Source organism: Candidatus Poseidonia alphae (genome assembly GCF_943787815.1).
GTDB lineage: Archaea > Thermoplasmatota > Poseidoniia > Poseidoniales > Poseidoniaceae > Poseidonia > Poseidonia alphae.
In genome coordinates, this window is the sequence record NZ_CALSNW010000003.1 from 611,624 (window position 1) to 638,380 (window position 26,757).

The 26,757-nt window shown below is 48.1% G+C and carries 24 protein-coding genes; 9 read left to right on the top strand and 15 right to left on the bottom strand.

What is annotated here, in order from left to right; all coding sequences use genetic code 11:
• Position 1 precedes the first annotated feature (1 nt).
• Genes AAA857_RS07365 through AAA857_RS07380 form a run of 4 tightly spaced genes read right to left on the bottom strand, consistent with a single transcriptional unit; the run spans position 2 to position 4,145 of the window.
• Positions 2 to 2,293, bottom strand: coding sequence for an FdhF/YdeP family oxidoreductase (locus AAA857_RS07365; protein ID WP_338174306.1), 2,292 nt, complete (start codon positions 2,291 to 2,293; stop codon positions 2 to 4).
• Positions 2,294 to 2,329: 36 nt separating this feature from the next.
• On the bottom strand, positions 2,330 to 3,127 hold the full coding sequence (gene fdhD, locus AAA857_RS07370) for a formate dehydrogenase accessory sulfurtransferase FdhD (RefSeq protein WP_338174307.1): 798 nt from the start codon (positions 3,125 to 3,127) through the stop codon (positions 2,330 to 2,332).
• Positions 3,124 to 3,678, bottom strand: a complete 555-nt coding sequence (locus AAA857_RS07375) for a DUF367 family protein (protein ID WP_338174308.1) — start codon at positions 3,676 to 3,678, stop codon at positions 3,124 to 3,126. Before AAA857_RS07375 ends, fdhD begins: the two co-directional genes overlap by 4 nt.
• A gap of 5 nt (positions 3,679 to 3,683) precedes the next feature.
• Positions 3,684 to 4,145 (bottom strand): helix-turn-helix domain-containing protein, encoded by a 462-nt coding sequence (locus AAA857_RS07380; RefSeq protein ID WP_338174309.1) that lies wholly within the window; start codon positions 4,143 to 4,145, stop codon positions 3,684 to 3,686.
• A gap of 148 nt (positions 4,146 to 4,293) precedes the next feature.
• On the opposite strand from AAA857_RS07380, the gene AAA857_RS07385 reads away from it, so the two are divergent.
• Genes AAA857_RS07385 through AAA857_RS07395 form a run of 3 tightly spaced genes read left to right on the top strand, consistent with a single transcriptional unit; the run spans position 4,294 to position 7,237 of the window.
• Positions 4,294 to 5,514 carry a proteasome-activating nucleotidase gene (locus tag AAA857_RS07385; RefSeq protein ID WP_338174310.1) on the top strand — a complete coding sequence of 407 codons (1,221 nt, stop codon included), beginning with the start codon at positions 4,294 to 4,296 and terminating at the stop codon, positions 5,512 to 5,514.
• Positions 5,515 to 5,564: 50 nt separating this feature from the next.
• Positions 5,565 to 6,611, top strand: a complete 1,047-nt coding sequence (gene ftcD, locus AAA857_RS07390; RefSeq protein WP_338174311.1) for a glutamate formimidoyltransferase — start codon at positions 5,565 to 5,567, stop codon at positions 6,609 to 6,611.
• Positions 6,608 to 7,237 (top strand): cyclodeaminase/cyclohydrolase family protein, encoded by a 630-nt coding sequence (locus tag AAA857_RS07395; RefSeq protein WP_338174312.1) that lies wholly within the window; start codon positions 6,608 to 6,610, stop codon positions 7,235 to 7,237. Before ftcD ends, AAA857_RS07395 begins: the two co-directional genes overlap by 4 nt.
• On the opposite strand, the gene metG is transcribed toward AAA857_RS07395, so the two are convergent.
• Positions 7,238 to 9,499, bottom strand: a complete 2,262-nt coding sequence (gene metG / locus AAA857_RS07400; RefSeq protein ID WP_338174313.1) for a methionine--tRNA ligase — start codon at positions 9,497 to 9,499, stop codon at positions 7,238 to 7,240.
• A gap of 154 nt (positions 9,500 to 9,653) precedes the next feature.
• Between metG and AAA857_RS07405 the strand changes: the two genes are divergently transcribed.
• A complete protein-coding gene (locus tag AAA857_RS07405) occupies positions 9,654 to 10,691 on the top strand; it encodes a CNNM domain-containing protein (protein WP_338174314.1) in 1,038 nt (345 codons plus the stop codon).
• Here AAA857_RS07405 and AAA857_RS07410 read toward each other — a convergent pair.
• The 10 genes from AAA857_RS07410 to AAA857_RS07455 form a co-directional block, all read right to left on the bottom strand.
• Entirely contained in the window at positions 10,673 to 11,683 is a 1,011-nt protein-coding gene (locus tag AAA857_RS07410) for an alpha/beta hydrolase (RefSeq protein ID WP_338174315.1), read from the bottom strand. The two genes, AAA857_RS07405 and AAA857_RS07410, sit on opposite strands and share 19 nt — an antisense overlap.
• Positions 11,684 to 11,688: 5 nt before the next feature.
• Positions 11,689 to 12,543 carry a hypothetical protein gene (locus AAA857_RS07415; protein WP_338174316.1) on the bottom strand — a complete coding sequence of 285 codons (855 nt, stop codon included), beginning with the start codon at positions 12,541 to 12,543 and terminating at the stop codon, positions 11,689 to 11,691.
• A gap of 5 nt (positions 12,544 to 12,548) precedes the next feature.
• Positions 12,549 to 13,583, bottom strand: a complete 1,035-nt coding sequence (locus AAA857_RS07420; protein WP_338174317.1) for a hypothetical protein — start codon at positions 13,581 to 13,583, stop codon at positions 12,549 to 12,551.
• Positions 13,584 to 13,683: 100 nt separating this feature from the next.
• The gene (locus tag AAA857_RS07425) at positions 13,684 to 14,883 is read right to left on the bottom strand and encodes a DNA primase small subunit domain-containing protein (RefSeq protein ID WP_338174318.1); all 1,200 of its coding nucleotides are present in this window, start codon (positions 14,881 to 14,883) and stop codon (positions 13,684 to 13,686) included.
• Between the two features lie 51 nt (positions 14,884 to 14,934).
• Positions 14,935 to 15,147, bottom strand: a complete 213-nt coding sequence (locus AAA857_RS07430) for a hypothetical protein (protein WP_338174319.1) — start codon at positions 15,145 to 15,147, stop codon at positions 14,935 to 14,937.
• Between the two features lie 58 nt (positions 15,148 to 15,205).
• Positions 15,206 to 15,739 carry a HEAT repeat domain-containing protein gene (locus AAA857_RS07435; protein ID WP_338174320.1) on the bottom strand — a complete coding sequence of 178 codons (534 nt, stop codon included), beginning with the start codon at positions 15,737 to 15,739 and terminating at the stop codon, positions 15,206 to 15,208.
• Positions 15,705 to 16,586: an MqnA/MqnD/SBP family protein gene (locus tag AAA857_RS07440; protein ID WP_338174321.1), complete on the bottom strand. Its 882-nt coding sequence runs from the start codon at positions 16,584 to 16,586 to the stop codon at positions 15,705 to 15,707. Before AAA857_RS07440 ends, AAA857_RS07435 begins: the two co-directional genes overlap by 35 nt.
• Positions 16,587 to 16,657: 71 nt before the next feature.
• Positions 16,658 to 17,452 carry a menaquinone biosynthesis protein gene (locus AAA857_RS07445; RefSeq protein WP_338174322.1) on the bottom strand — a complete coding sequence of 265 codons (795 nt, stop codon included), beginning with the start codon at positions 17,450 to 17,452 and terminating at the stop codon, positions 16,658 to 16,660.
• A 9-nt stretch (positions 17,453 to 17,461) separates the two neighbouring features.
• Positions 17,462 to 18,673, bottom strand: a complete 1,212-nt coding sequence (locus AAA857_RS07450) for a CofH family radical SAM protein (RefSeq protein ID WP_338174323.1) — start codon at positions 18,671 to 18,673, stop codon at positions 17,462 to 17,464.
• Positions 18,674 to 18,716: 43 nt separating this feature from the next.
• Positions 18,717 to 21,641: a cation-transporting P-type ATPase gene (locus AAA857_RS07455; RefSeq protein ID WP_338174324.1), complete on the bottom strand. Its 2,925-nt coding sequence runs from the start codon at positions 21,639 to 21,641 to the stop codon at positions 18,717 to 18,719.
• 114 nt (positions 21,642 to 21,755) lie between these two features.
• Here AAA857_RS07455 and AAA857_RS07460 point away from each other — a divergent pair, with 114 nt between their 5' ends.
• The 5 genes from AAA857_RS07460 (at position 21,756) to fsa (ending at position 26,754) form a co-directional block, all read left to right on the top strand.
• The gene (locus tag AAA857_RS07460) at positions 21,756 to 23,801 is read left to right on the top strand and encodes an oligopeptide transporter, OPT family (protein ID WP_338174325.1); all 2,046 of its coding nucleotides are present in this window, start codon (positions 21,756 to 21,758) and stop codon (positions 23,799 to 23,801) included.
• A 77-nt stretch (positions 23,802 to 23,878) separates the two neighbouring features.
• On the top strand, positions 23,879 to 24,700 hold the full coding sequence (locus AAA857_RS07465; protein ID WP_338174326.1) for a transketolase: 822 nt from the start codon (positions 23,879 to 23,881) through the stop codon (positions 24,698 to 24,700).
• Positions 24,697 to 25,635 (top strand): transketolase C-terminal domain-containing protein, encoded by a 939-nt coding sequence (locus tag AAA857_RS07470; protein ID WP_338174327.1) that lies wholly within the window; start codon positions 24,697 to 24,699, stop codon positions 25,633 to 25,635. Before AAA857_RS07465 ends, AAA857_RS07470 begins: the two co-directional genes overlap by 4 nt.
• A 41-nt stretch (positions 25,636 to 25,676) precedes the next feature.
• Entirely contained in the window at positions 25,677 to 26,042 is a 366-nt protein-coding gene (locus tag AAA857_RS07475; protein ID WP_338174328.1) for a nucleotide pyrophosphohydrolase, read from the top strand.
• 52 nt (positions 26,043 to 26,094) lie between these two features.
• A complete protein-coding gene (gene fsa / locus AAA857_RS07480) occupies positions 26,095 to 26,754 on the top strand; it encodes a fructose-6-phosphate aldolase (protein ID WP_338174329.1) in 660 nt (219 codons plus the stop codon).
• Positions 26,755 to 26,757 lie beyond the last annotated feature (3 nt).

The following is a 26,757-nucleotide window of genomic DNA, read 5'->3' on the forward strand; positions in this document are numbered from 1 at the left end:
GTCACTCCTCCTCGCCACGAATGGTATCGGAGGTTGACATTGAACAAACGATCCACTTTGATGTGGGGGTGTTTGATTGCTCAGCCGTCGAATGCAGTGGAACCAGGCTGTTGGCCTCGGGGAAGTATGTCGCGATGTTACCCGACGGAATATCATAAGGTACAATGAGCCAGTTTTCTGAATGTCGCTTCTCACCTTTGAAATGGCTCGTTATGTTCACTTTTGTACGTGCCTTCCAACCCCGTTCTACCATGTCGGTAGCGTTCATAAATACCACACGCCGGTTGCCTTTAACTCCGCGATAACGGTCCGATAATCCATAGATGGTTGTGTTGTATTGGTCATGACTGCGAAGGGTCATCATCACGTATTGGTCGTCATCCACCTCAAGGTTGGGGAGGTCGTGTGCGGTGAAATGTGCTTTTCCATCCTGCGTTGAGAACGATTGTGAGTCTCTTGGAGGATTGGGTAATTCAAATCCATTGGGGCTATTGACGCGCTCGTTGTATTGGTCAAAGCCAAAGAGTGATTGTTCCATAAGATCTCGGATCTTGCTGTAGTCTTGACCAAGAACTCTCCACTCAAGATGTTCAATACCCAGGGTCGATTCCGCCAATTCGGCTACGATCCATGGTTCGCTCCTTAGTGAAGTCGAGGCGGGTTGAAGTCCTCCTTGAGAGCGATGAACAACTCCCATTGAATTCTCAACGGTGACAAATTGCTTGACGCCACCTTGAACGTCCAATTCCGTCCTGCCAAGGCATGGTAGAATGATGGCGGTTTCTCCAGTAACCAGGTGGGAGCGGTTGAGTTTTGTTGAAACCTGTACGGTAAGTGGGATTTTGGATAATCCACGAGCGGTGACGTCGGTATCCGGCGTGGCTGAAAGGAAGTTCCCACCCATGCAAAAGAAGAAATCAATATCGCTCCGAACCATAGCGTCAATGGCGTTGACAACGTCATGACCATGCTCCCTTGGAACTTCAAAGCCTAGACCTTCCTGTAGACGGTCGAGGAAGGCATCGGTAGGCGCCTCCCATATACCGACAGTTCGGTCACCTTGGACGTTGGAATGGCCCCTGACGGGGCAAAAGCCCGCTCCTTTTTTCCCGACATGCCCACCGAGCAAGAGCAAATTAACAATTTCTTGGATGACTGCTACACCGTTTCTGTGCTGGGTCAATCCCATGGCCCAACATGCAATGGTGGCCTTGGAGTTGGCCAACATTCTGCCAGCGACTTGAATATCGCTCTTGGAAAGGCCTGAATCCTTTGTAATTTGTTTCCAAGAGGTGGATGCTGCTTTGGAGATCATTTCATCCATGCCGGTGGTTTTGGAAGTAACAAATTCTTGGTCAATGGCTTGTCGATCAACCTGAACTTTGATGAGGCCCTTGATCAATGCTGCATCTCCACCGATTCTAACCCCGAGATGCAAATCAGCCAATGTGGTTGATTTCAGGTCTCCTTTCATGTAGTCTTGAGGGTGTTTGAATTGCATCAATCCAGCCTCTGGCAACGGATTTACGTGAATTATTTTGGCGCCCTTGTGCTTTGCATCCCTTAGTGCAGTTAGCATGCGTGGATGGTTGGTTCCAGGGTTTTGACCAATGACCATGATCACATCGGCGTGATTAAAATCATCCAAAGTTACTGTGCCCTTTCCGATGCCAATGGTTTGGCCGAGTCCTTTTCCGCTTGATTCATGGCACATGTTTGAGCAATCCGGAAGATTGTTTGTACCGTAGGCGCGAACAAAGGCTTGGTAGAGGAATGCAGCTTCATTGCTGGTTCTACCGGACGTGTAGAATGCAGTCCTGTTGGGGTCGGAAATCGATTTCAAATGATCGGAAATCCGACTAAAGGCGTCCTTCCAAGAGATCTTGGTGTAATGCAATGCCCCCTTTTCAAGGATAACAGGGTGGGAAATTCGACCTTTACGATTCAGTTCATAATCGCTCAACTGTGAGAGTTCGGATACCGAGTGCTTGGAAAAGAAATGAGGCGTAACATGGGCTTTCATTGCTTCGTCAGCTACTGCTTTAGCACCGTTTTCACAAAATTCGAACGTTGTTCTGTGTTCGGGGTCTGGCCATGCGCAACCTGGGCAATCAAACCCTTCTTTTTGGTTGACCATCGTTAGATTTTTGATGGTTTTTGCTAAGCCCATTTTAGCAAGGCCATGCTTGGCTGACGAGAGTACAGCAGGAATGCCTGCAGCTTTGGTCTTAGGCTTTTTCAATCGAAGAGCATTGGTGTCATCAGGTGTTCGTGATGTTACGTGACGTTCCATTGACATACCTCGGTCCAACCGAGATGACTTCCCTTCTCAATCCTTTGTATGGAATCTACCATCAACAGGCCCTATTATGACTGATTTTCCATTGCGAACGAAGGTTACCAGCGTGATGTTTGCAGCACGGGCTGTCTGGGCTGCAAGAGATGATGCTGCGCCTACCGACACGATGACGGGTATGTTTGATTTTGCAGCCTTTGCAACAATATCCCATCCACAACGGCCGGATAGAAACAGAGCCCGAACCTGTTGATTCATACCCTTGAGATATGTTGCTCCAATAACTTTGTCAACGGCATTGTGTCGGCCAATGTCTTCCAACACATCAAACGTACCGTCGGAGAACAGTAGACCTGCGCCATGGACCCCTCCAGTTTTTGAAAATTCAGTTTGCTGTGATTTCATCTTTTCTAGGTGTTTAACGAGTTCGTCCATAGAATAGTATTCTGAAGGAGGTGCTACAATGGGTGTGCTATCGACCAATTCTGAGAGTTCATCCTGATCGCATGCTCCGCATGAACTGACAACGGGTCGGCTACGCTTGGAAATGAGATTCAGGCTTCCGTCCAAGAGGTCAACTCTGACCCCGCCGGAATCTTCGCTGATGGTGATGGCTGGCTTTTTGGAGGGGAGGTCGAGGGAGTATTCTGTATGGAAGTGGCCGCAGATCAATTCTTCCAAGTCATGCTTGGAAGCGAGTAGAGTGGTGATTTTTTCACCGTTGAGGCAAAGGTGAACAAGTGATTCGTCACCAAGGTACTCCTTTACCAATCTAAATTGCCCATGTTCCCAGCGATGAAGGATGAAGTGGGGCGTGTCTTCGATGTTCATTCCTCCTTTGAAGGATCTATATCTACGTCAAAGAATTCAAACTGAACGGCCACAAGTTCCTCGCTTGTTGTAGCATCGGCATATGCATCAAGTGGTTCTTGATTGAGTTGGAAGAACCGTTCACCCCAGCGGAATGCACCTAGAACCTCCCTCGCTTGTTCTTTTCGCCCTATGAGGTAGAGAATGGTTGCTAAGGCTTCAGCGGTAGTCAGTCGACCCGGTTTCCCCCAGTTAACAGGGTTCGCAGCCAATAGTAACGGGAGCATTCGAGGTTGCAATCTCGTTTTCCTCATGACTTGTTCAACACTTGACTCAATATGAGCCCAACTGCAATCAAGTCCAACGATTGCTCCGTGTTGTTCTAACAGAACATGATGGTCTTCAGGGCCGAATACCTTCCCGCACAAAGGCTCAAGAATAAAACCGCGTTTTGGTAGCGTTCTCAAATTCTTATGGAGGCGTAGATTGCCTCGTTTTCCTGCAAGCACGGCAGTGTTTTTTTTCGGATCATCTTGGGCGAGCCATATTGCATGGACCGGTATTGAATCCATCGGGTTCACCGAACATCGTTGAAATAATCGCCGAAGGTCATCCCACGGGACGGCCCAGAGTCCAATCTACGGGTTTCCGTTGACGAATGTTCAACCATCAAGGTGATGTTAAGAATGCGTTCAAACTTCCGAATCAATGAGTCCGTAGGGCGTTTCCCTGACTCTGCTGCTTTGATGACATTGACCGTCTCAGCCATCTTTTTACCGAGTTGTTGGTGGGAAAGATTCATCTTCTTTCGCGCTACTGAAATCCGTTTTCCAAAGTCTTCAGCGAGTTCTTTTTCACCCCGTGACATCAGATCGTTTTTCTTGCGTGGAGTTGAAGGTCGAGGAGTGGATGCCATTGACCGAGCCTTTGCAAGACCTGGCGCAACCGTTTTTGGAATCAAATTCATTTTATCCACGCATCGGGCACAAGCCGTGACTTCCGTTTTACCGGTTTTCACGCTTCTCACGCTTACTTTCATCGCCCCGCAAAGTTCACAATCACCCAATGCAATTCCTCCTCGTGTACTTACCGATGGCGACAACCTTTGAACCCTTTGACAAGGCTGTTTTCGCAAAATACAATCGCTGAGTTCATACAGTGTGGGCAATTGGATAATACTGAATCACATGGGTACTGATGTTGATAGGAACGACAGAAGCATGCCAACTTCTCAGGATGATGACATCCGTGAGTTGGAGGAAGCTTACGCAAAATTGAGAGACGAATCTCAACAATTGATTAACGAGCGCACGTCGCTGGAATCCGAGGTGCGCACACTCCGAAAGAAAGTTGAACGCTTAGATGAAAACGTCAATCTTCTCAAAATGCCGCCGCATATCATCGGCCACCTTCAAGACGTTCTGGACCATGAACGAGCCATTGTCCGTTCATCCAACGGCACGGTATTCCAGGTTTCCCTCAACCAACGCCTCGACCCAGATAAACTCAAACCTGGAACGCGAGTGGCTCTCAACCAAGACAGTCTTTCGGTCATTGAAGTTCTTCATGAAGCATGGGACCCGATGGTGAGTGGTGCTGAGATGGTTGATAAACCCGATATTACATACGACGAAGTCGCTGGGCTTTCAGAACAAGTGGAGTCGGTAAGAGAAGCCATTGAACTTCCTTTGATCAAGCCTGAATTGTTTGAGAAGGTAGGTATTGTCCCGCCCAAAGGCGTTCTTCTTGTTGGCCCGCCAGGGTGTGGAAAGACCCTCCTTGCAAAAGCAGTTGCAAACCATACCGATGCAACATTTATTCGAATGGTTGGCAGTGAACTCGCCCAGAAATATATCGGAGAAGGTGGCCGCATGGTTCGAGAATTGTTTTCTCTCGCCAAAGAAAAGGCGCCGAGTATAATTTTCTTAGATGAAATCGATGCGATCGGTGCCAAGCGGTTGGACGGATCGACAAGCGGTGATCGTGAAGTTCAGAGAACGTTGATGCAACTTCTCGCAGAATTGGACGGGTTCGATGCGTTAAACGATGTGAAAATCATTGCCGCTACAAACCGTCCGGATATTCTTGATGACGCACTCTTACGCCCTGGTCGTTTTGACCGCGTGATTGAAATCCCACTTCCCGATGATGAATCGAGGAAGGCTATTTTAGAAGTTCATGTCAAAGGCATGAATACACAGCGCATACAAATGAAAAGGATTGTAGAAAAGACTCAGGGCTATTCCGGCGCTGAACTCAAGGCAACCTGTGTAGAAGCCGGAATGATTGCAATCCGTGACAACAGGTCAACCGTGACCAATGCAGATATGCTTGCTGCAGTTAGCCGACTGGACCGAAAAAAGACACAAGGCGCTGGCCAATCTTCACCTGAAGCATTGTATTCCTGATGAATTATTCACAAACAACATTCAAAGGCCCTATGACCCGCCAAGAATGCATGGGCAAGCGATTGATCGAATGCGTACCCAACATATCGGAAGGTCGCGATGCGAACCTCATCGAGGCGATTGTTGATGCAGCACGGATCATTGAAGGATGTTATGTGCTTGGAGTAGAGCCTGACCAAGATTACAACCGCACCGTTATCACACTCGCAGGAGAGCCCGAACCAGTGGTACAAGGCGCTATTGCTTTGATAGAACGCAGCGTTGAACTGCTGGACATGCGAACACACACAGGAGAACATCCAAGACTAGGCGTCGTTGACGTGTGTCCATTTGTACCATTGAGTGGCGTTTCAATGGATGAATGTGCGCAGATGGCCCGGGACGTTGTGGCTCATGTTGCTGAGAGAACCGGAGCACCGATGTTTCTCTATGGTGCTGCAGCAACACATCCCGAGCGAGAGCTTCTATCGAGATTGAGGAAGGACCAATATGAGGGGTTGGAAGCAAGACTTTCGGGATTGGAAAACAGGCATTCGGAATTCACACAATATCCAGATGCCGGCTCAAGGGAATGGAACGATGTTGCTGCTCAAGCAGGTGGAATCACCGTTGGTGCACGACCCATTCTCGTCGCTTACAACGTGAATGTTGAAGAACAAGATGCGACCGTTTCAAAGAAAATAGGTTCTCTTGTGCGGACAAGCGGTAGACTTCTCAAAACCGCCCAAGGAAACTCTGTCCGGGTCAACGGAATGTTGCCGATGGTTCAGGGCATGGGAGTAACATTGGAAGAAATGAATATTTCTCAAGTATCCATGAATTTGAGGGATGTTTCGCAATGTCCACTTCACATGGCTTTCAAAGCGTGTGAATCAATTGCTAACGACCATAATACACGTTTGTTAGGTAGTGAAATTGTAGGTTTAGTCCCGCTCAAAGCAATGCTTGAAACGGGTGCATATTTCGACCCACAAGCAACCGAGGAGAGGGCCTTAGTGGCTGCAGCGATTGAAGGTCTTGGTTTGAATCGTATGCATTCTTTTGACCCATCTCAAGGAATTATTGAGTGGGCTGTTGAGAAGGAGATGATGGTATGAACTGGATGGACATGACACAACGTGAATTTTTAGCAGCATTAGCATCATCATCACCCACGCCAGGCGGTGGGACGGCGTCTGCTATTGCTTTAGGCCAAGCGGCATCTTTGGCCTGTATGGTGGCTGATCTCACTCTTGGAAGCGATAAATGGTCGGAGGGTTGGCCTGCTGCCGAATATGTCCAGAGTTTAGCGATCCCAATTATGACGCGTTCCGGAGTTCTCGCCAAAGAAGACAGTGATGCCTTCGATGAAGTCATGGCTGCATTCAAAATGCCTAAACAATCCGATTCGGAGAAAAATCACAGAAAAGTTGCAATTCAAACCGGAACATTACAAGCAGCAAAAGTTCCATTTGAAACTGCAGAAGTCGCTCTAGAACTTCTCAAAGCACTCACGGAACTAGCAACTCTTGGGAATGCAAATGCTGTCTCCGATGTTGGGGTAGCAGGACTCTTAGCTAGTGCAGCAGCAAAAGGGGCGCTCTTCAATGTAGAAATTAATCTCCAATCGTTGCCCGAAGATATGGGCGAGGCTTTGCGAGAGATGATGCCTGACATCAAACAACAGACCAAGTTGCATTCCAGGAGTGTAATGGAGGCCGTACGTCATCGCATGTCGAACTGATCAGCGAACCTGTGATCCTTCTTTCATGTCACCGTCGATGGTGATGAGTTTCACATTTCCTTCGCCGTCGTCAGCGGCCAACATCATGCCCTCTGATGCAACACCTCTCAATTTCCGAGGTTCCAGGTTTGCAACAAAAACTACGGATTTTCCGACCATTTCTTCAGCAGTGTAGTATTCTTTTAATCCAGCACAAATGGTTCTTCCCCCTTCACTTCCGTCGTTGATTTTGACGACGTAGAGCCGATCCGCGTTTGGATGGTCTTCAACCGATACTATGGTGGCGGTACGCAAATCTACCTTCATAAACGATTCAAAATCGAGGTATGTTATTCCTTCTGCTTCTTTCACTTTCTTACCACCTTTTTTCTTCTTTCTGCCACCCTTGACGCCGTGGACGGCATCATCTTGAGGAGGTTGTTCTTCTACAAGTCCTTGCTCCGCTGATAATATTTCATCCAAGTCAAGGCGTTCAAATAGGGGTTCGGGAGTTTCAGTTAACCATCCAAGAGCGGCTGACCAATTCGTTGCTTCACTCCAGTCAACATCTGAAACATTTCCTTGGAGGCCAAGGTTTCCCCATAGTCGCTGAGCCGATGTGGGCAAGAACGGTTGGGTTGTGATGGATAAGAATCGAGCGATTTTCCAACAAAAAGCCAGTGTAGCCAAACTTTCCTCATGGCCCTCTTGAGGTTCTTTGAGGTGCTCCCATGGTGCGGCTCCTTGAAGAATTTGATTTCCATATTGAGCAACGGTCATGATCTGCCTTAGAGCTTCTTTGTATCGGTGCCGTTCTAGTGATTCAGTGATTGATTCGAGAGAACGTTCCAATTCAGCCTCGTGCATACGGACACACTCGTGGTTCTCGTGAGGGGAAAACGGTGAAGCGCCACTTTCAGAGGGAAGACGGGCGCCCAGAGTAAGGACTCTGTGCACAAAATTTCCGTATGCCGCAATTAATTCGGAGTTGACTTTCTTAACAAAGTCCGGCCAATTGAAGTCGGTGTCATGGTTTTCCGGCATGTTGATGCTGAGATAATACCGAAGTGTGTCCGGGTCGTACCGTTGCAAAAATGATGGGAGCCATACAGCATGCTTTCGAGATTTAGAAAATTGACCCCCTGCTAGCATCAAATATTCCATTGCTGGAACATTCGTTTCCAAGGCTAGGTCGCCGGGACCAGGCATTTCAATGGGGTCGGTTGATGTTTTACCATGCGCGGCGTGATTTAGGCCCAAAATGAGTGCAGGCCATATGACCGTGTGGAACGGGATGTTATCCTTTCCGAGGAAATAGAGGTGTCGGGGAACTGTACCGTCCTCAGCAATAGACCACCACCGCTTCCAAGCATCAGCCCCATCAGGATGAGCGTTACCAGCTGCAACATCGGACGACCAAATTCGAGCGCACGTTGAGTAACCCTGAACCGCTTCAAACCAAACATAAACGCATTTTCCGCCCCATTCTTCGCCGTCAAGAGGGACGGGTATCCCCCATGAAAGATCACGGGTAACTGCCCTGGGCCGTAACCCCATGTCCAGCCATTGTTTTGTCATGGCTTTAACATTGGATTTCCAAACAGACTGTCGTTCTGCGGCGTGAGCGGTCAAGGCGTCTTGAAAAAGGTCGAGACGGTAAAAAAGATGGTCTGTTTCCCGAATTTCCACCTTTGAATCTGGATTCATTTTTGAAATTGGGTTCTTCAATTCAACGGATTCATAGGTTGCTCCACAGGCGTCACACTGGTCGCCTCGAGCGCCATCCTCACCACAGGCTGGACAGTTGCCCTCTACATACCGGTCCGGTAGGAAACGACCAGAACCATCTTCGTTGAGTTCGTAATATTGCTCCATGGTTTTTCGTTCAAATAAACCAGCCTTCTCGAGGGCTGAGAAATTCTGCTGGACCATGGTCTTATGCTTTGGGTCAGTTGTTCGGTTGAACAGAGCCCCACCGTATTCGATACCTCGCGGGTCGATCTCAGGGCTCCAAGCGCAACCAAGGTCAAGGAGGGCTTGACGGTTTATTTCGTGATATTCGTCTACCACCTCTTGAGGGGATATTCCCTTTTGTTCTGCTGAGACCGTAATTGGAGTTCCGTGTTCGTCGGAACCCGAGACCATTAAAACTCGATTTCCTTTTGCCCGTTCAAAACGATATTGGATGTCTGGTGGGAGATAACAACCGGCAACGTGACCCAAATGGAGCGGTCCGTTCGCGTATGGCCATGCCACACAAATGAGAACATATTCTCCACTCATTTGACTCCCCGGTCTAAGCCAAAGGCCGAGGCTTCTTGAGGTTCACCCATGGAATTGAACAGCATTAGTGCAGTTCAATACAGCCGTCATTTTGAATAACCCTTCTCTCATGGGTGTAATTACCCCCCCTTCGGAAAGGAGACCTAGAAACCCCATGGCTGACTACACCTTGCTCATTTTCTACTCTACCCTCGCCCTTGGCGTTTCTTTCTTATGTTCCATTCTTGAAGCAGTTGTACTATCAATTCCTCAAACCTATGTATCCGTTCTTGAGAAGGATGGAAAAAGGACTGCTGCAATGTGGTCGTACCTTAAGGACGACGATTCGGTTCGTCCACTGACGGCAATTTTGACCCTCAATACTGTAGCGCATACAATGGGGGCTGCGGGAGTGGGTAGTGAGGTTGCAAAACAGTTTGGAGACAGTGCACTTACTGTCGCCTCTGTCATCCTCACTCTCGCTGTTCTGTTCTTTTCAGAAATCATCCCTAAGACACTTGGTGCTGCTTACTGGAAACGCCTTTCAACACCGTCAGCCTACGTCCTAACATGGTTGACAAAGATGCTTGTCATCCTCATTGGACCAATTCAAATGCTGAAATCCATCCTGCCTAAGGGGAATCAATCGATTGTGACACGGGACGATCTGGTTGCAATGGCTGACCTCGGTGAAATCGAGGGTGCATTAGAAGAATCTGAAGAAACCGTCATCCACAACCTTTTGCGATTGCGGGAAATTATGGTGGAAGAAGAAATGACACCTCGAGTGGTTGTAACTGCATATGATGTTGATGCAACAATCAAAGAAATTCTTGATGAGAACAGCATTCTTAGGTTCTCCCGCATCCCCGTTTACGATGAGCGAATTGACAATGTCATTGGCCTTGTTATTCGATCGGAAATCCTCATGGCGGCAAGCAGAGATGAGTGGAGTATAACCTTGAGGAACTTGATGAAACCCATTCTCTCAGTTCAGTTGGGAAGCACCATAGAAGAAGCGTTGGATATGTTCCTTTCCAACCGTCAACAGTTTGCCCTTGTCAAGGACGAATTCGGTGGTACGTCAGGAATCCTGACCATGGAAGACGTCATGGAAACTCTGTTGGGCAAGGAAATCATAGATGAACTGGATGAAGTCGATGATATGCGAGAACTAGCTAGAAATCAAGCCGCTCAATCCGAAGACGAGTGAAATGATTGTTGGTCCAACCATTGGATAACGACGGCATCTCTTCCGTTGTGAACAGCGCAGCCTGAGTGACGGAGTTCGTCCATGACCTCGGTCGTGAGCAAGTGCCTCGTACCTGCTTCATCATGGCTCCTCTGGAGGCGGAGATAATGGTTCTCTCCCAAGCGTTCATCGTCAGCTGCTTGGACGAGAAGCGTCGGTTCATTTGTCAAACCCCAGTTGGGCGAATCAGTTTCAACGAGTTCAGAGAGATTAGGGCGCTCGTGGTTTAATGAATTGAATTGACTCATCATGCGCCAAAGAACGAGCGGTTGAATGAATTTAGGAATATGGAGTATCTTTGATGTTTCTTGGAATATTTCCGTATAGCCGGTCATCGGAGATTCCAATACCCAACCTAAGATTTGAGGGTTTGATTCCAATTCACCTCTACGATGACTGATTCGTAATCCGATAAAACCACCCATGCTGTGCCCGTAGTAACAAACCCCACTGGAAAAAAGGTGTGGATGCGACCTCGATATATGGTTCAGCGATTCAATCACTGTTGATGTTGCTCGTTCGGCAGTCCACTTGTCCACGGAATCCGATCCACCGTGATTGGGTAGGTCAACGGCTATGACGGCCCAATCGCGGTCAATGAAAACCTTTGAACGTCCAACCATTCGAGACGATGCCGAAGTCCATCCGTGGATTAGAATGAGAGTAGGCGCATTTTTGGATGATGCCTCATGAATATACGAGTTGACACTGCCTGCTAGAGTTGGATGAGCAACAGTCTCCCATCCATCTTCTTCCAAAACAGGTTTCCTGCGCTGGGGCGCTCGGAATGAAAGTTGGGTCACTGTTTCAATGTAAGTCAGAAAGGAGAAGATGAAGACTCCGGTGAGAGCATAGAGGCTCTCTTTGAAGGTCAAATAAGTGAACACAATTGTAAGGATGAGGAATAAAAACGGGAAAACGTTGTTTCTCGTTTGCGAATAACGCCAGAACAAGGAGATCACTTTTCTTCTTCAACTTCAGAAGTTTCATTGGATGATGAGTCGGCATCTTTGGTATCTTTCTTCGCCTTTCGCTCTTCTGTCTTCTTCACCAATTGGTCACCAAAGTTGCCCATGTTTTCCAATCGGGCCCAGATACCAGTGGCCTTCTCGTCCTCGGCAGGAATGTACTTGACCAAAAATGCTCCAAAAGCTAAATCAAAAAGACCTTGGCGCATTTCACTGCCGTTCTTGAGGTAACGGTCTACGAACCAAACGATAACAAAAATTGTCCCAAGAGAGAACATGATGATTGCGCCGGTATTATCTGCTTCTTGGAGATTTTGAAATTGTGTGAAAATCATGATGATGCCGATGAGCGAGGATATACCGATTGAGTTGACCAACAATCCATGGAGTCTATTGGGATTAGAACCATCACCTCGAACAAATTTTGTTCGGGACACAAATTGTCCAATGTTTCTGCTAAATTTAGTTGGAATCACTCCAACGTTAATGATGATGACAAGAATACCAACGGCGTACAGTATTGTGGTGATAATGCTTGTATCGCTAAGTGAGATGAAAATCGCAGCAAAGAGGACACCAAAGTTGACGATAAAATTGACCAACCATGAGATTCTGCGATTCATATCAGAGGATAACTCGTAATCTTCTGAAAGGCCGATGGGGCGTGCCTTCTTGGCGCGGGGAGTCTTCTCTTTCTTAGGACGTGCTGCTTTTGCGACTTTAGCTGCCTTGACGGGTGCAGCCTTGGCGACTGCTTTCGCAACAGGTTTTGCTTTTGCGACTGCCTTTGCAACGGGCTTCTTGTCGTCTTCTGATGCTCCAGCTGCTTTATCCAATAGTCCCATTCGTTTCACGCTTCCTTGTATTGATTGCTGATTGCAAGATAGATTGCAAAGTCCGATGTTTCGGTGAAGGCATTAATTGACTCTTCAGGCATATTGCCGAGTTGGTCATCAACCATATTGTAGAATATATGGCGGGTTTCTTCGTCTGTGATTGCAGGGTCTGCAAGGACACCTTTGTAAATTTCAAAATCATCACTTTCTACAAATGCATTCACGATGGCTTCTGGGAGGTGATCTCCGAGTAAATCATCAACGATTGAAACAAACTGCACGAAGAGGTCATCGTTGTCCGATGAGGATGTCGCCACAGATGCTTCTTGAACATCCGAACCTGAAGACTCAATGGATTGTTTGAGTGCCTTACGTTGAGCCATAAGAGATTGTAATCTGGGCGTCAATTCGGCAAGCGTTGCACTGTCACCAATAGATTTTGCTTCTTTGTACAACGGTTTGAGGGAACGAAGTTCTGCTTCGACTTGCATGAGTTCACCTTCGAGTGTTTCGGGGACGGATGCTTCATCTTCAATGAGTTCAACCACAGGTGCATCGCGTACTTCGGCCACTTTGTCATCCAATTCAGCCTTGCGCATGACGATAATTTCCCGGTCAAGTGCATGGCCAAACCGGTCAGCATAGCGGTCGAGCAAGGACCCTGCTTCTTTGTTTGCGATACGGTCAATATGGCCGTAAATTTGGGGGAGCGGTTTGTTGGACCGTTTTGCCCACAAGTCGTTGTAACCTTTCTCGTCCGCCAAACCAGAGAGGGTGGTGTTAGGGTCATTGACTGTTGGAACTGGTGTTGGAAGTGGAGCAACCGGGAGCGTTGGGGTTGGGGCAGGCAAGGGCTCCGCAGCTGGAAGCGGGGGCAAAGGGGCGCTGGGCAATGGTGCTGGAAGCGGTGCCGCTCCGGGAAGGGGTGGTAGCGGCGACCCACCTGGAGGCATAGGTAGCGGAGGCAATCCCCCTTGTGGCATGGGAAGTCCAGGCGCGGGAAGAGGTGCATCTTGTTTCTTAGATTTCTTACCTCTGCGCAGACCCAAAGGACTCACCCCGTATGAAGGGATGGCGAACCACCCTTGAACCTTACCTCAAAACGCTAAGAGAAAATCGGGTTTCGTATTGTTAAGAACGAGAGCCAAATCAGACCAATTTAGCCCACCCTTTCAGTACCAAAAACGTAGCACCAGTCTCATGTATGGAAATTCGGTCACCCATTTTTGATTCAAGTCGCCGATCACCAAATTGAGCAATGGCGTCATCTACGGTGTATTCTACCTCTATGGACTCGTCCATCCCGAGCGCAAGTGCCTCATGAAGTGGATTGTATGGGTTAGATCCATCGGGGTCCAATCGACTTAAGGGAAACTCTGAAACCCTCATCCCAGATTTCCCATGAAGTGAAGTTGGCCACCGGATTTGGCGTCGCACATCGATGGTAACTACCTCATCCGTTTCTCCAGCCGAACCAAGGACCACCGACGTATCTGATTTGAGAAGATTGAGAAAGAGTGATTGGTATTTTCCGAGGAGCTCAAACCGCCCAGCTTTGAGGCGCTGGACCCGGTCCTGGTGATTGACGACATCTGCAAGTTTCCGTATGGACTCGGCAGTTCTCTGGGAGGTCTGTCCTTCGCGGTCGAGTAGGGATTGCAGTCCTGCTTCAAGTCGTTTCAAATCCTCTGATGATGATGAGTCTTTGTTTGAAATACCTCTTAGGGTTTGAATCATGTCATCCATCCCGTTGCGAATCCGACGCGTCCATCCTTGGGCGCCATCATCATGGTACCTAGCCAGTCCACCTTTGACATCAACGCCCTCACCCCGAATGTGGGATACGAGTTCTCGTCTCGCTTCCGAGTCCAAATGGAAGAGGGAGGGATCACGATAGTGCAAGTGAAATCCTCGATGCCCTGAGAAGGTGACTTGGAGGTGTTCCTCCTTAAATCCAAATTCAGGCTCTAAAAAATCATTCCATAACGACCATGCTTGTTCATGGATCACTTCCAACATACCAGGGAAATCTTTGTCGGTCACTCCCGGTAAGTGGTCTCCATCCAAATCAAAAATCAAGTCAGCACCCTGCCACAACTTATCAGCCATTTTCATTTCAAACGGTCGCTTCCAGTAGGCCGTTGAATAAAACACAGAATGCATAGCACGTTCGGAAAGGAACGACCGGACTTGCTCAACACCAGAAAACGATTTGTGGCGGAGAGGTGGCGCTCCACCAAATGGAATGAACATCCACTCACGAGATTTCACCCGTGGCGGAGACCACAATGGAGAAGTCCGGTAATATTGTCCAAATCTGTGTGCGAAGCGGGCCCATCCTTGTGACATTCAAACCCCCCTTTACCTGCAAGTACGGCTGAGGGTTCTTGAAGGAATCCATCAAGATTCATTCTTCATCCAAAAGCGCTCATCTGCTTCCGAAATCTTCGTTTTCGAACCAGCACCAGTTGCATCAACATAATGGTCCCAGCACATGTAATATTTGTCGACAACCATGGCGTTACCGAACGTTAAGCGGATGCCACATTCGTGACAGCGGGGGCCAAGCTCTCCATTGGGGGCCTGTGCAAGTTGGATATGTTCGTGTGGCATTGTAATCCTTCCTATTTGTGCGAACCCATTCTAGTCTTTGAACTTGAGGGATGAAATCTTACCATTCTGCGGATTCAAACTCGGAACCGCTGACCCAAGCCAATAAATCCAAAGCGACGATGCAGGATTCAGAGACTTCAGGAAGAGGGTCATTTGTGAACCGTTCCAAGACAGGTATGATGCTTCGGTCACCTATAGCTCCCATGGCTTCAGCTGCTTCATGGCGGACCATCACATGCTCGTTTGAATCGACAAGTCGTTCGGTAAGTGTGGGGAGGCAAACGGGATTTTGCATTTGGCCCAAGACATAGGCGAGTTCGTGGCGAAGAAGTGCACTGGATGTGACAAAACCCTTGCACAACGCCAAGCATGCTTCGTCACTTCGTTCATTACGAAGAGAAAATACAGCCCGCATCCGCTGGAACATAGGGAGTGATTCGTTTTGAAGCGCATTGCTCCATTGGGAAACATTCCCGTCAGAGGTCGGTGGAGCAGGGTCTACCGAGCCGTATTGGCTCTGTCGTGGTTTACGCTCATCCTGGGCCATGGATACGACCTCAAGCAGCACCGATGAAGTCAATGTCTTGAACATCAAAGTCGGCCTGTATCAAGCCGAGTTCTTGCCCTTCAACAATAAATTGTCTGACCGAGGCCCTGCCTTCATCTTCGTAGTCAATGGTTCGGTCATTGACGTACATCCCAACGAATTCTTTGTTGGTATCATCATCGATACCCCGACCCCATTCCTTAGCAAATTCAAGAGCATCTTCAGGGGATTTGAGTGCATATTCAATGCTCATCTTCGTGTAGAGTGTGATGTCTTCCATAACCGACTGGCCAAGATCTCTTCGGACCACGTTTCCGCCAAGAGGCATGGGCCAATTTTCTGTCCGCCCATTCCACCACTTGCCGAGATCGATTAAAACATCGAGATCATGGTCCACGTAGGTCAGTTGACCCTCATGTATGATGAGCCCGCTTTTGTATGTGCCATCAAGGATTCTTGGAATGATTTCATCGAAGGGTACAACGGCAACTTCACAGTCACCCCAAGCAAGGCGAAGGCCGAGATAGGCACTGGTTTTCAAACCTGGAACGGCGATCACATTGGAGCGAGCTTCTTCCTCTGAGACTCCAGACATTGTGACGACCATCGGACCATATCCTTCGCCCATGGAGGCTCCACAGTTCATGAGAGCGTAGTGCTTTGCAATCTCAGGGTAAGCATGGATCGAAACAGCAGAAACTTCCAAATCTTGATTCATCGCCCTGTGATTGAGCGTTTCAATGTCTTGAAGTTCGTGCACAAATCGGTACCCGGGGGTAGGAAAGGCCCCGGTGGTCATGGCATGAAACATGAAGGCGTCGTCAGGGTCAGGGCTGTGTCCGATTCTAACGATTTTATTTCCGTCTTCATCCAGGGGTAGTACTGCGTCCATGTACTCGCCAATCTCCAGCCCTTCAAGAACCAACCGTTCAAAAAATTAAACAATAAATCCGAAAGATGGCATTACCATGCAAATTCAAGTTCATCAGGAAGATGACAAGCTTCACTCAAAAAGCGATGCAGGCCGTTCATGTGATGGGGGTCAAGGCGATTGAAGACCTCTCCGAAATATTGATCCAATCGCTCATGAGACAAATCCGAACGGCCCATAGCCCATTGAATCACTGCCTCTCGCTTTTCATCAGAATCTTCAAACGCCACCAGTCCAGTGAGTAGAGCCGCGTGCGCCTCTTGAAGCACATTGATGGGCGTATCCTTACGTGCGACAAATACCCCAAAGATCATCGGCAAGCCAAACAATTCCAGCCATGCCTGGCCGAGGTCAAGTTGAACCATATCGGGGAATTCTTTTGCCGCCTCAAGCGCCCTATCGCCAATTAACAAACAACCGTCCGCCCTAGCGAGCATCGATTCATAATCTGGGCCGGTTGTGAAATAGTCAATGACTCGACCGGATTGAGCAATGAGATACTTCAATAGAGCAACCGAGGTTGCAGAATCCGTTGGAAGAGCAATCGTTTTCATTGAATCAAGAGGAACTGCTCCGAACAAGAGTACGCTCCCAACTTCGCCTTGTGAACCAATCCCGATGTCAGGGAGCAGTACAAGTTCGTTCGCATGTTTGGCGTAGTCCGCAGCAGGGATGGGGGCTAAAACACAATCTTTACGAAGAACATGGCCGGTTAGCCATGCGGGTGGGGCAGAAAGAACGTTCCATTTCTCAGGAAGGTCGTGAAACAGTGGGTCGCAATTGAGGAATGCGACACGACCAATCGTAGATTTCCATGTATCTGTCATCAAACTCACCTATTGGGCCATCTTGAGGTTTCGCCTTGGTGAAGGCTTTGGGGGGACATAAACGTTGAAGGATTCGTAAGTTGTATTTCTTTGGACGGGTTGACAACCAGCATCGGTAATAATTCGAGCAAGTCTTGTCCGGTCATGGTCCAAGGGTGCAGTAGAACCTGCAAGATGCATAATGGACTCTTTTTGAACCGTCCCATCGATGTCGTCGGCTCCATATTGGAGAGCGAGTTCCGCAACATGGTCTCCAATATTCATCCGATATGCCTTGATATGGGGGATATTTGGAATCATCAGCCGGGAAACAGCAATGGTTCGAAGAACCTCGGAACCGGTCGCCAGTTGAGCTTGGGGTAGGCGAGAAGAGTCAGGAAGGAACGGATACGGGACGAAGCATTGGAATCCGGAGGTTTGTGATTGAAGTTCTCTAAGCAAGATCATATGTTGTACCCGTTGAGCAAGGGATTCAACGGTTCCAAAAAGCATGGTGCAGTTTGACGGTATGCCAAGTTCATGAGCCTCCCTGTGAATACGAATGTATTCTTCGGAACTTTCTTTGCCGTTGCAGATGATTGAACGTACATCATCATCCAAAATTTCAGCACCACCGCCGGGCAACGAGGTGAGCCCTGCATCATGCAGTCGGCGGAGCACCTCTTTGGTGGGAATAGAGGACAGTTGCCCGAGATGTTTGATCTCTACAGCCGTCAAGGCCTTGATTGAGACATGTGGAAATTCTTCTCTGACTCGCTTGAACAGGGATTCGTAATGAGCCACATCCCAATCGGGGTGGAGTCCTCCAACCGAGTGAACCTCATCAACATACGGAGCATAGCGTTCGAGGTCAACGATGTACTCTTGAATGTCCATGGAATAGGCATCGTCTGCTTTAGGCCCACGACGAAATGCGCAAAATCGGCATGCAAGTACACAAACATTGGTTTGGTTGATGTGGACGTTGCTGTTGAAATATGCATGATTTCCAAATCTGGACGTTCGAACATAGTGAGCCAATTGACCGACTTCGTGAAGGTTGGGATGCTCATACAATCTTACGCCATCGTCCAAACTAAGGTGGACTCCGTCGGCCACCCGTTGAACGATGTCTTGTATTGCATCAGACCAATCGGACACTGGAAGGAGGGCATTGCTGAGGCGTTCCAGCCAATCGCCATTTGACCCAGCTAATTTTCGGTCGGACGACCAGTTCTCCATGTTGCTACGCTAGCACAACGCCTTCATGAAGATGTGCTTCTCATCACCGGGAGCGAATCACAAAGAATTTTGATTTGACCAAAAATTTTCTAAATTCTTCAATGATAAACACACTTGATGAAACCAGAACAATCACGATCCAATCGTTTTGAGTTAGGGTCGTAGTTGATAGCAATTGCCCGACTTCAATTCCAAGCAATGGAATGTCTGCATTTGCGAGTTGGACAAAGAAGAGGAGTAATCCTGAAGATATGATCAATGCTAAATTTATGGCCCTGTTTGAGAAGAACCCTAGTTCCAATACGCTTTGTTCATTTGAACGACAGTTCATGACGTTGAACAATTGGAAGACGATGAAAACCGCAAAAGTCATTGTTTGAGCATGTTCAAAGTGGCCATCGGCATAGATTTCCCAATCATCAATATCCGCCTGATTGCCTAACAAACATCCATCTCTCATGGCGAGTGAATCGGCTGATGCATCGGTTGACAGGAGTTCGCATTGTGCTAAACCTCCTCCTGCGAGGAAAAATACGGCTAGGGTACCTGTTACCATGACTGCACCCAGATAGAAGATCAATGAGATATCGCCCATATTCGGTAACCCTTCGTCAACGGGTCTCGGAGGGCGGCTCATGACGTTGCCATGCTTTTTCTCGACACCGAGGGCAACGGCGGGTGGCCCGTCCATGAGAATGTTAATGACTAAAATTTGAGTTGCTGTTAGCGGTAAGTTCCAACCAAAAATGAACGTTGAAACAATGATCAAAGCAACTGCTGCAACGTTGGTGGATACTTGATAACGTACGAAATTGCGTATGTTTTGGTAGATCTTACGCCCTTCTTCAACGGCATGAACAATGTTAGCAAAGTTATCGTCTTGCAAAACCATGTCTGCGGCATCTTTTGCAACATCCGTACCGGCAATGCCCATTGCAATGCCGATATTGGCGCGCGAAAGAGCAGGGGCGTCGTTAACGCCGTCACCCGTCATGGCTACAATTTCACCTTGCTCTTGTAGCGATGAAACAATGCGCATCTTTTGGTCTGGAGTTACCCTTGAAAATATGGAAATGTTTTGAGAGACTTCGAGCAAATCTTCGTCGGTCATTTCTTGAAGGTCTTTTCCATCAACTGGAGGCAGTGTCCCCGTGGTAATGGCGAGTTCCTTTCCAATGGCCGCAGCGGTAGCGTGTTGGTCCCCTGTGATCATCTTGACTTTGATACCTGCGCGCTGGCATGTTTCAATCGCATCCTTGACTTCAGGACGGGGTGGGTCCATAATTCCAACAAGACCAAGGAAGGTCAAATTATTCTCCATGGACCTAACATCGGTGATGTCTTCCCCATCTTCGACCTTTCTTGCAAACAAGGCGATCACTCGCATGGCTTGAGAACCCATGTCCCGGTTGAGTTCTTTTACCCTGGAACGATCTTCTTCAGTAAGCGGAACAATCTGGTTGTCAACAATCTTTGAACTGGTAAGCGGTGAGAATCCACCACCGCTTCCTTTGGAAAAGACCCAATGGTCCCCTTCGTATTCATGTATGACACTCATGCGCTTTCGATTCGAGTCAAAGAAGAATTCATTCTGGCGAGGGTGGCGGTGAGAAAATTTCTTGACATCCCCGTTGATTTTCCATCCCGCTACAGCACATGCAGAATCAGTTGGGTCTCCAATCGCTTGCCAGATGCCGTCTGTTTTGGTCAAATTAGAATTGTGACATAGAGAAAGGCAAGCTGCAATGAGTCGGAAGTTGAGGTCGGCATGTTGCTTCGTCAAATCATCATCTTTCAGTTCTTCTCCATTGATGACGACAGAACCTGAAGGCTTGAATCCCTCTCCGGTGAATCCATATTCTTGATTGAGCGTTGATAACCGACGTACTGTCATTTGATTTTTTGTCAAAGTCCCTGTTTTATCGGAACAAATCACGGTGGTGGAGCCCAGTGTTTCTACGGCCTTCATGCGGCGAATTATTGCTTTGTGACGAGCCATGTTGCGCATGCCTAATGAAAGTGTAATGACAAGAATAATGGGTAAACCTTCTGGAACAATAGCGACGAAAATTGCGATGGCTACAGTGAAACTTTCCAATGCAGCTTGTTTCAAATCCGGATTGGGTTGACCGTATTCAACAATCATTTGCAAGGAAACCAAGAGTGTCGCAACGATGAGGGCAATGAACCCAAGGAATCGTCCCAAACTTTCCAGTTTTAGTTCAAGGGGCGTCTTCGGCGTTTCCGCGTCGGCAATATCACGAGCAATCTTGCCCAGTTCGGTTCGCATGCCCGTTGCGACCACCAGACCTAATCCGCGGCCTGAGGAGACCGTAGTCCCCATGTAGGCCATGTTTCTACGGTCAGCTAGCAACGCATCCCCTGATAATTTATCAGATTTCTTTTCAATTGTATCCGATTCACCTGTTAGTGCTGATTCGTCAATTTTGCATTGCTGCGACCATAAAACTCGAACATCTGCTGGAACGTTGAGTCCTTGTTCCAAGCGCACAACGTCACCAGGCACGAGTTCTGAGGTTGGTATTTCGCTTTCAAAATAACCTCGAATAACAACACAATTGGAAATCGACATCTGCTTGAGCGAATCCATCGCAAGTTCTGCTTGGCCTTCCTGCCAGAATCCAAAGAAGGCATTAGCCGTCAAAACAAGGAAAATGAAAATAGCATCACCTGGGGCATCGGGATGTATTGCAAGAGCGACAAGAGCTGCGCCAATCAGAAGGTAATTCAGCGGATCATTGTATTGGGAAATGAACCGCATGAAAGCAGAAGATTTCTCTGGCTCGGCCAATTTATTGAAACCGTATTTGTTTTGGCGTTTTGCAACATCCTCGGGTGGAATCCCTTCTGCCGAGGAGTCCAAAATCGTAGTACAATCATCAACGGCTAATGTGTGCCACTTTTCTTCTTGCAAATTAAACACCCACGCAGGAAGGAGGAAAACCAATGGTTAACCTCATCTACGGATTTATCCGAGCAAATGCTCGCTTAATATCTTGGTGTAGAAAACCCCTGCGCCTCGTAGGGCAGAATATACTTACCCACACCCACTGGGAGGGCCATGGCCGCAGGACATGAACCCTATATTTCTGCGAGTGAAAGCCCGAAGGAATTGACGCTTCGTGTCATTCTTGTTGGAATCGTTCTTGGAGTATTAATGACTGCAGCCAATGCGTACCTTGGTCTGTATGCGGGTATGACCGTTTCAGCCAGCATTCCTGCAGCAGTGATGTCGATGATCATCCTACGTACGATGTTCAAAGATGTATCAATTCTAGAGAACAATGCAGTCCAAACCATGGCTTCTGCGGGCGAATCCTTGGCAGCCGGGGTGATATTCACCGTACCTGCATTGCTTGTGATGAATCTATGGACGTCCATCCAGTGGATGGAGACGCTGATTATTGCCACCTTGGGAGGGCTCCTTGGAACCATGTTTACCATCGCCCTTCGTCGTCTGTTTATTGTGGAAGAAGCACTTCCATACCCCGAAGGAGTCGCATGCCGAGAAGTTCTCGTCGCTGGTGAAGAAGGTGGAGATGGAGCATTGGCGATTCTTTACGCCCTTGGAATCGGTGGTATATACGGTCTCATGGTCAAAGGATTTCAGGTGACTCACCATACCGTAGAAGGGGCATTTACATTTCTCACGACTCGCATGTACGCGGGAATGGATTTGTCAATAGCGCTGTTGTCTGTTGGTTTTATTGTAGGGATACGTATTGCATCATTCATCTTTTTCGGAGGCGTACTTGGATTTGGACTTCTCGTGCCTATGTACGGTCTCATTTATGGCTGGCCCGAAACAGACAATCTGGTGGACGGTTTCTACGCCATATGGTCGACTCAAATTCGCTATGTAGGGGTCGGCGCCATGGTGGTTGGAGGCGTTTACACGCTTTGGTCCATGAGAAAAACAATCATCACAGGATTATCAAAAGCATTCGTGAAGTCCGATGAAGATGTGGGGGAATTGCCAAGAACTGAGCAAGACTTGCCTATGCCCTATGTGTTTTTGACCTGCGGGGTCCTTGTTGTACTCACGTTCTTTTTCTATTGGTGGTCCACTCAATCATTCGTTCTCGCCCTAGCAGGAGCTCTTTTCTTAGCGTTTGTTGCGTTCTTCTTTGCTGCCGTGGCTGGATACATTGCGGGTGTAGTAGGCTCTTCTAACTCACCGGTTTCAGGAATGACCATTGCTACACTGTTGTTCACAGTGGGCCTCGTGTGGGTTGTTGGCGACCTTATGCTCAACATGGAAACTCAAGATTTGATGATGGCTACCTTGTTGATCGCCGCCATTGTTGCAACGAGCGCCGCCATTGCTGGTGACGTCATGCAGGACCTCAAAACTGGTCACATGCTTGGGGCGACTCCAAGGCGTCAGCAAATTGCTGAAATCATAGGTGTACTGACTGGCGCCATCGTAATTGGGCCTGTTTTATCGCTCTTGCACGATGCTTTTCGCATCTCACAAACCGCTTGTCAATTGAACCCCCTGCCAAACGACCCCACCTGTTCGAACGCATTGTTTGCTCCACAGGCTGAATTGATTGGAGCCATCGTCCAAGGGGCATTTGGTGGGGATTTGAACATCCAAATGGTCATGCTTGGAGCAGCCATTGCTGTCGCTCTTATCATGCTCAAAATGCCTGTCATGAGTGTGGCAATTGGAATCTATCTACCCCTTGGACTTTCAGTCCCGATCATGGCGGGTGGAATTATCTCGCACTTTTTGCTCAAGAGTGCTCATTTACGGGTTGATGGAATACTCCATGATGAGCCGTCACCTCAAGCCCAAAAAGCCGCTAAAGAAGTGGAAAGTCGGGGCGTACTGATCGGAGCTGGATTCATTGCCGGTGAATCCATCATGGGTGTTTTCATCGCTGTATTGATTGTTGCTAAAATTAATCTGCCGGAACTCTTTGGAGTTGGCACACTCAACGATATGTTCTCATTGGCGTTCTTTGCTTGGTTTGTTGGCGTATTTATCTGGTTGGCTACTCGGGCCCTCCCAAAGGGTGGTTCTCTTCTCGGGGATGTTGTCGTCATCCTTGCCGAAACCATAGGGAATTTGATCAATTCACTCAAACCAAAACAACGGTGAATGAATAAAATTTGTCAACCTCTGTGGACACAAGGATGAAAGGCCATCCACGCCCGCAAACTGTTGTTGGTGTAACCATGACGACGGCTGATGAATTAAGAGAAGTTGCACGAAAATGTCGAGTCCACATCGTGGACATGGTTTACAGAGCACAAGCTGGGCATCCTGGTGGCTCTCTCTCCGAAATAGATTTGCTAACCGCTCTCTACAAAACACAACTCAATGTTCGACCGAGTGAACCGAAGTGGGGTGACCGTGACCGTTTCATTCTTTCAAAGGGTCATGCCTCACCTGGTATGTATGCCATTCTCGCCGAAATGGGATTCATCAGTGTAAAAGACTTGGAATCGTATCGTGTGCTCGGAGGCATATGCCAGGGACACGTCGACATGAAATGGTGCCCTGGCGTAGATTTCTCCGCCGGTTCCTTAGGTATGGGACTCTCCTTTGGAATGGGTACCGCTCTTGCCGCACGATTGGATGGAAGCAATCGACAGACCTACGTCATGCTCGGTGATGGGGAAATCCAAGAAGGAAGCGTCTGGGAAGCAGCCATGGCCTCCGCTCACCATGAACTCGGTAATTTGAACGTCATTTTGGACCGAAACCGAATCCAAAACGATGATTTCTGTGAAACTCAGATGCGCATGTTCGACATTCCTGCGAAATGGAAGGCCTTTGGCTGGAATGTTATGGAAATTGACGGGCACAGCATGGAAGAAATTGTGGAGGGTTTGGACTTCCTCGCACAATCAAACGACGGACCATCCATTCTCATCGCTCAAACCGTAAAAGGAAAAGGAATTTCTTACATGGAGGACAATCCTTCGTTCCACGGTGCTGCACCAAATGAAGAACAGTATGCATTAGCCATGAAAGAATTGGGGGTGTCTGCATGACCAAGATGGAAGCAACCCGAGATGGCTACGGCCAAGCTTTGCTTGAGCTCGCTGACAATAAGAACGTCGTTGTTCTGGAGGCAGATCTTGGTAAATCAACCAAATCCCTGCATTTTAGAAAGGCCCATCCAGAACGAACTGTTTCTTGCGGTATTGGTGAGCAAAACATGCTCCTTGTTGCTGCAGGCATGGCCGCTAGCGGTTACATTCCATTTGCATCTACCTTTGCTATCTTTACGGAACGGGCTTTTGAGCAGATGAGAAACGGTGTCGCTCGACCGAACCTACCGGTTCACCTCTGTGGGTCCCATGGTGGAACGCATACAGGGACGGACGGCTCATCAGCACAATCCATTGAAGACCTTGCAATTTACAGGACCTTACCCAACGTCACCGTCATACACCCAAGCGATAGCGTAAGTACTCGAATATTAACCAAACAACTCGCTGCCTCATCCTCTCCATCCTACATGCGAACAGCTCGCAACAAAACCCCAGTTTTGTACGACGATGCGGGTGAAGATGTCATTCAAATCGGAAAGGGTATTGAACTCAAAAACGGGTCAGACGTTGCCATCATTGCATGTGGAGTGCTGGTCGCTGAGGCACTCAAAGCAGCCGAGTTACTGGCTGAAAAGGGTATAGACGCTACAGTAGTGGACATGCACACCATCAAACCAATCGATGCAACACTCATCGATGTTGTCGCAGAACGATGCGGAGCTCTTGTAACTGCGGAAGACCATTCGATCATCGGTGGACTTGGCGGTGCCGTCGCCGAACACCTCTCTACAACCAACGGAACACCGCTAGAACGGGTTGGAGTAAAAGACCGATTTGGGGAGTCTGGACAAGCTGATGAGATGCTTGAACTGATGGGGCTCAATGCTGCCCATATTGTAATGGCTGCTGAAAGGTCAATCTCACGTAAGTGAACCTGCTGAATAACCATTAGTCAAATGCCCCTGGCCTCCTCATGGGAGACAAGGATACGCTATCGAATGTGATGGACATCATCGATGAATTCACACGCGAACGTGATTGGGAGCAATTTCATAGTGTCAAAAATTTAATGTCCTCAATTCTAATTGAGGCAAGCGAGTTAAGCGAAACGGTCCAGTGGTCCAATCCCACTCTGGATGATGTCATGGAGAACCCGCAATTGCATGGAGAAATTAAAGATGAAATTGCTGACGTCATGGTCTATTGCCTCCGTTTGTGTTCTGTTTTGGGCATTGAACCGGTCCAAGCAATGATTCAAAAGATTGCTAAAAATCGAGCCAAATATCCGATTGAAATGTCCAAAGGAAGTTCAGCAAAATATACATCGTACGAGAACTGATGCTGATTTGGCCTACCAATAGTTGAAAGAGTGCCTCCCGTGTCTTGTTGTTATGGAGTTCTTTCTGGACACAGCCGACGTAGATGAAATTCGTGAAATCGCAGCATGGGGAATACTGGACGGCGTGACTACCAATCCTTCGCTGATCAAAAAGTCAGGTCGAGATTTCAAAGAAGTCGTTGCTGAAATTGCATCCATTTGCGACGGACCCATATCTGCAGAAGTCACTGCAATGGATACTGCAGGGATGATTGAACAAGGACGTGCACTGAAAGCAGAGTTGCCTGAAAATGTCATTATCAAGATTCCATGCACGCCTGAAGGGCTCGCTGCAACCAAGGTATTGTCAGATGATGGAATTAAAACTAACGTAACGCTCATATTTTCTGCATCTCAAGCATTGATGGCGGCTAAAGCAGGGGCGACATATGTTTCCCCTTTCATTGGACGAATTGATGACACAGGCCATGATGGAATGGAACTTATAGCCGAAATCATGAACACTTGGGCCAACTACGATATTGACACTAAGGTTTTGGCTGCTTCAATTCGCCACCCAACCCATGTGTTGCAATGCATCCAACTTGGTGCGCATACAGCAACCATGCCTGCAAAGACATTCCGTCAATTGATGACCCACCCGCTCACCGACAAAGGACTTGAAGGATTCATGCGTGATTGGGCCGAAGTTGAAGCCGCTGGCAACGCTTGAACC

Bases quoted from the DNA above. Each gene is read 5' to 3' on its own strand.
- AAA857_RS07445 (WP_338174322.1), bottom strand. From the start codon at position 17,452: ATGACAGATACATGGAAATCTACGATTGGTCGTGTCGCATTCCTCAAT.
- AAA857_RS07465 (WP_338174326.1), top strand. From the start codon at position 23,879: ATGACGACGGCTGATGAATTAAGAGAAGTTGCACGAAAATGTCGAGTC.
- AAA857_RS07460 (WP_338174325.1), top strand. From the start codon at position 21,756: ATGGCCGCAGGACATGAACCCTATATTTCTGCGAGTGAAAGCCCGAAG.
- ftcD (WP_338174311.1), top strand. From the start codon at position 5,565: ATGGGCAAGCGATTGATCGAATGCGTACCCAACATATCGGAAGGTCGC.
- AAA857_RS07415 (WP_338174316.1), bottom strand. From the start codon at position 12,543: ATGGGACTATTGGATAAAGCAGCTGGAGCATCAGAAGACGACAAGAAG.
- fsa (WP_338174329.1), top strand. From the start codon at position 26,095: ATGGAGTTCTTTCTGGACACAGCCGACGTAGATGAAATTCGTGAAATC.
- AAA857_RS07385 (WP_338174310.1), top strand. From the start codon at position 4,294: ATGGGTACTGATGTTGATAGGAACGACAGAAGCATGCCAACTTCTCAG.
- AAA857_RS07470 (WP_338174327.1), top strand. From the start codon at position 24,697: ATGACCAAGATGGAAGCAACCCGAGATGGCTACGGCCAAGCTTTGCTT.
- AAA857_RS07365 (WP_338174306.1), bottom strand. From the start codon at position 2,293: ATGGAACGTCACGTAACATCACGAACACCTGATGACACCAATGCTCTT.
- AAA857_RS07405 (WP_338174314.1), top strand. From the start codon at position 9,654: ATGGCTGACTACACCTTGCTCATTTTCTACTCTACCCTCGCCCTTGGC.
- AAA857_RS07425 (WP_338174318.1), bottom strand. From the start codon at position 14,883: ATGTCACAAGGATGGGCCCGCTTCGCACACAGATTTGGACAATATTAC.
- AAA857_RS07380 (WP_338174309.1), bottom strand. From the start codon at position 4,145: ATGAAAGTAAGCGTGAGAAGCGTGAAAACCGGTAAAACGGAAGTCACG.
- AAA857_RS07435 (WP_338174320.1), bottom strand. From the start codon at position 15,739: ATGTTCAAGACATTGACTTCATCGGTGCTGCTTGAGGTCGTATCCATG.
- AAA857_RS07475 (WP_338174328.1), top strand. From the start codon at position 25,677: ATGGGAGACAAGGATACGCTATCGAATGTGATGGACATCATCGATGAA.
- AAA857_RS07440 (WP_338174321.1), bottom strand. From the start codon at position 16,586: ATGGACGCAGTACTACCCCTGGATGAAGACGGAAATAAAATCGTTAGA.
- fdhD (WP_338174307.1), bottom strand. From the start codon at position 3,127: ATGAACATCGAAGACACGCCCCACTTCATCCTTCATCGCTGGGAACAT.
- metG (WP_338174313.1), bottom strand. From the start codon at position 9,499: ATGAGTGGAGAATATGTTCTCATTTGTGTGGCATGGCCATACGCGAAC.
- AAA857_RS07395 (WP_338174312.1), top strand. From the start codon at position 6,608: ATGAACTGGATGGACATGACACAACGTGAATTTTTAGCAGCATTAGCA.
- AAA857_RS07450 (WP_338174323.1), bottom strand. From the start codon at position 18,673: ATGGAGAACTGGTCGTCCGACCGAAAATTAGCTGGGTCAAATGGCGAT.
- AAA857_RS07430 (WP_338174319.1), bottom strand. From the start codon at position 15,147: ATGCCACACGAACATATCCAACTTGCACAGGCCCCCAATGGAGAGCTT.
- AAA857_RS07375 (WP_338174308.1), bottom strand. From the start codon at position 3,678: ATGGATTCAATACCGGTCCATGCAATATGGCTCGCCCAAGATGATCCG.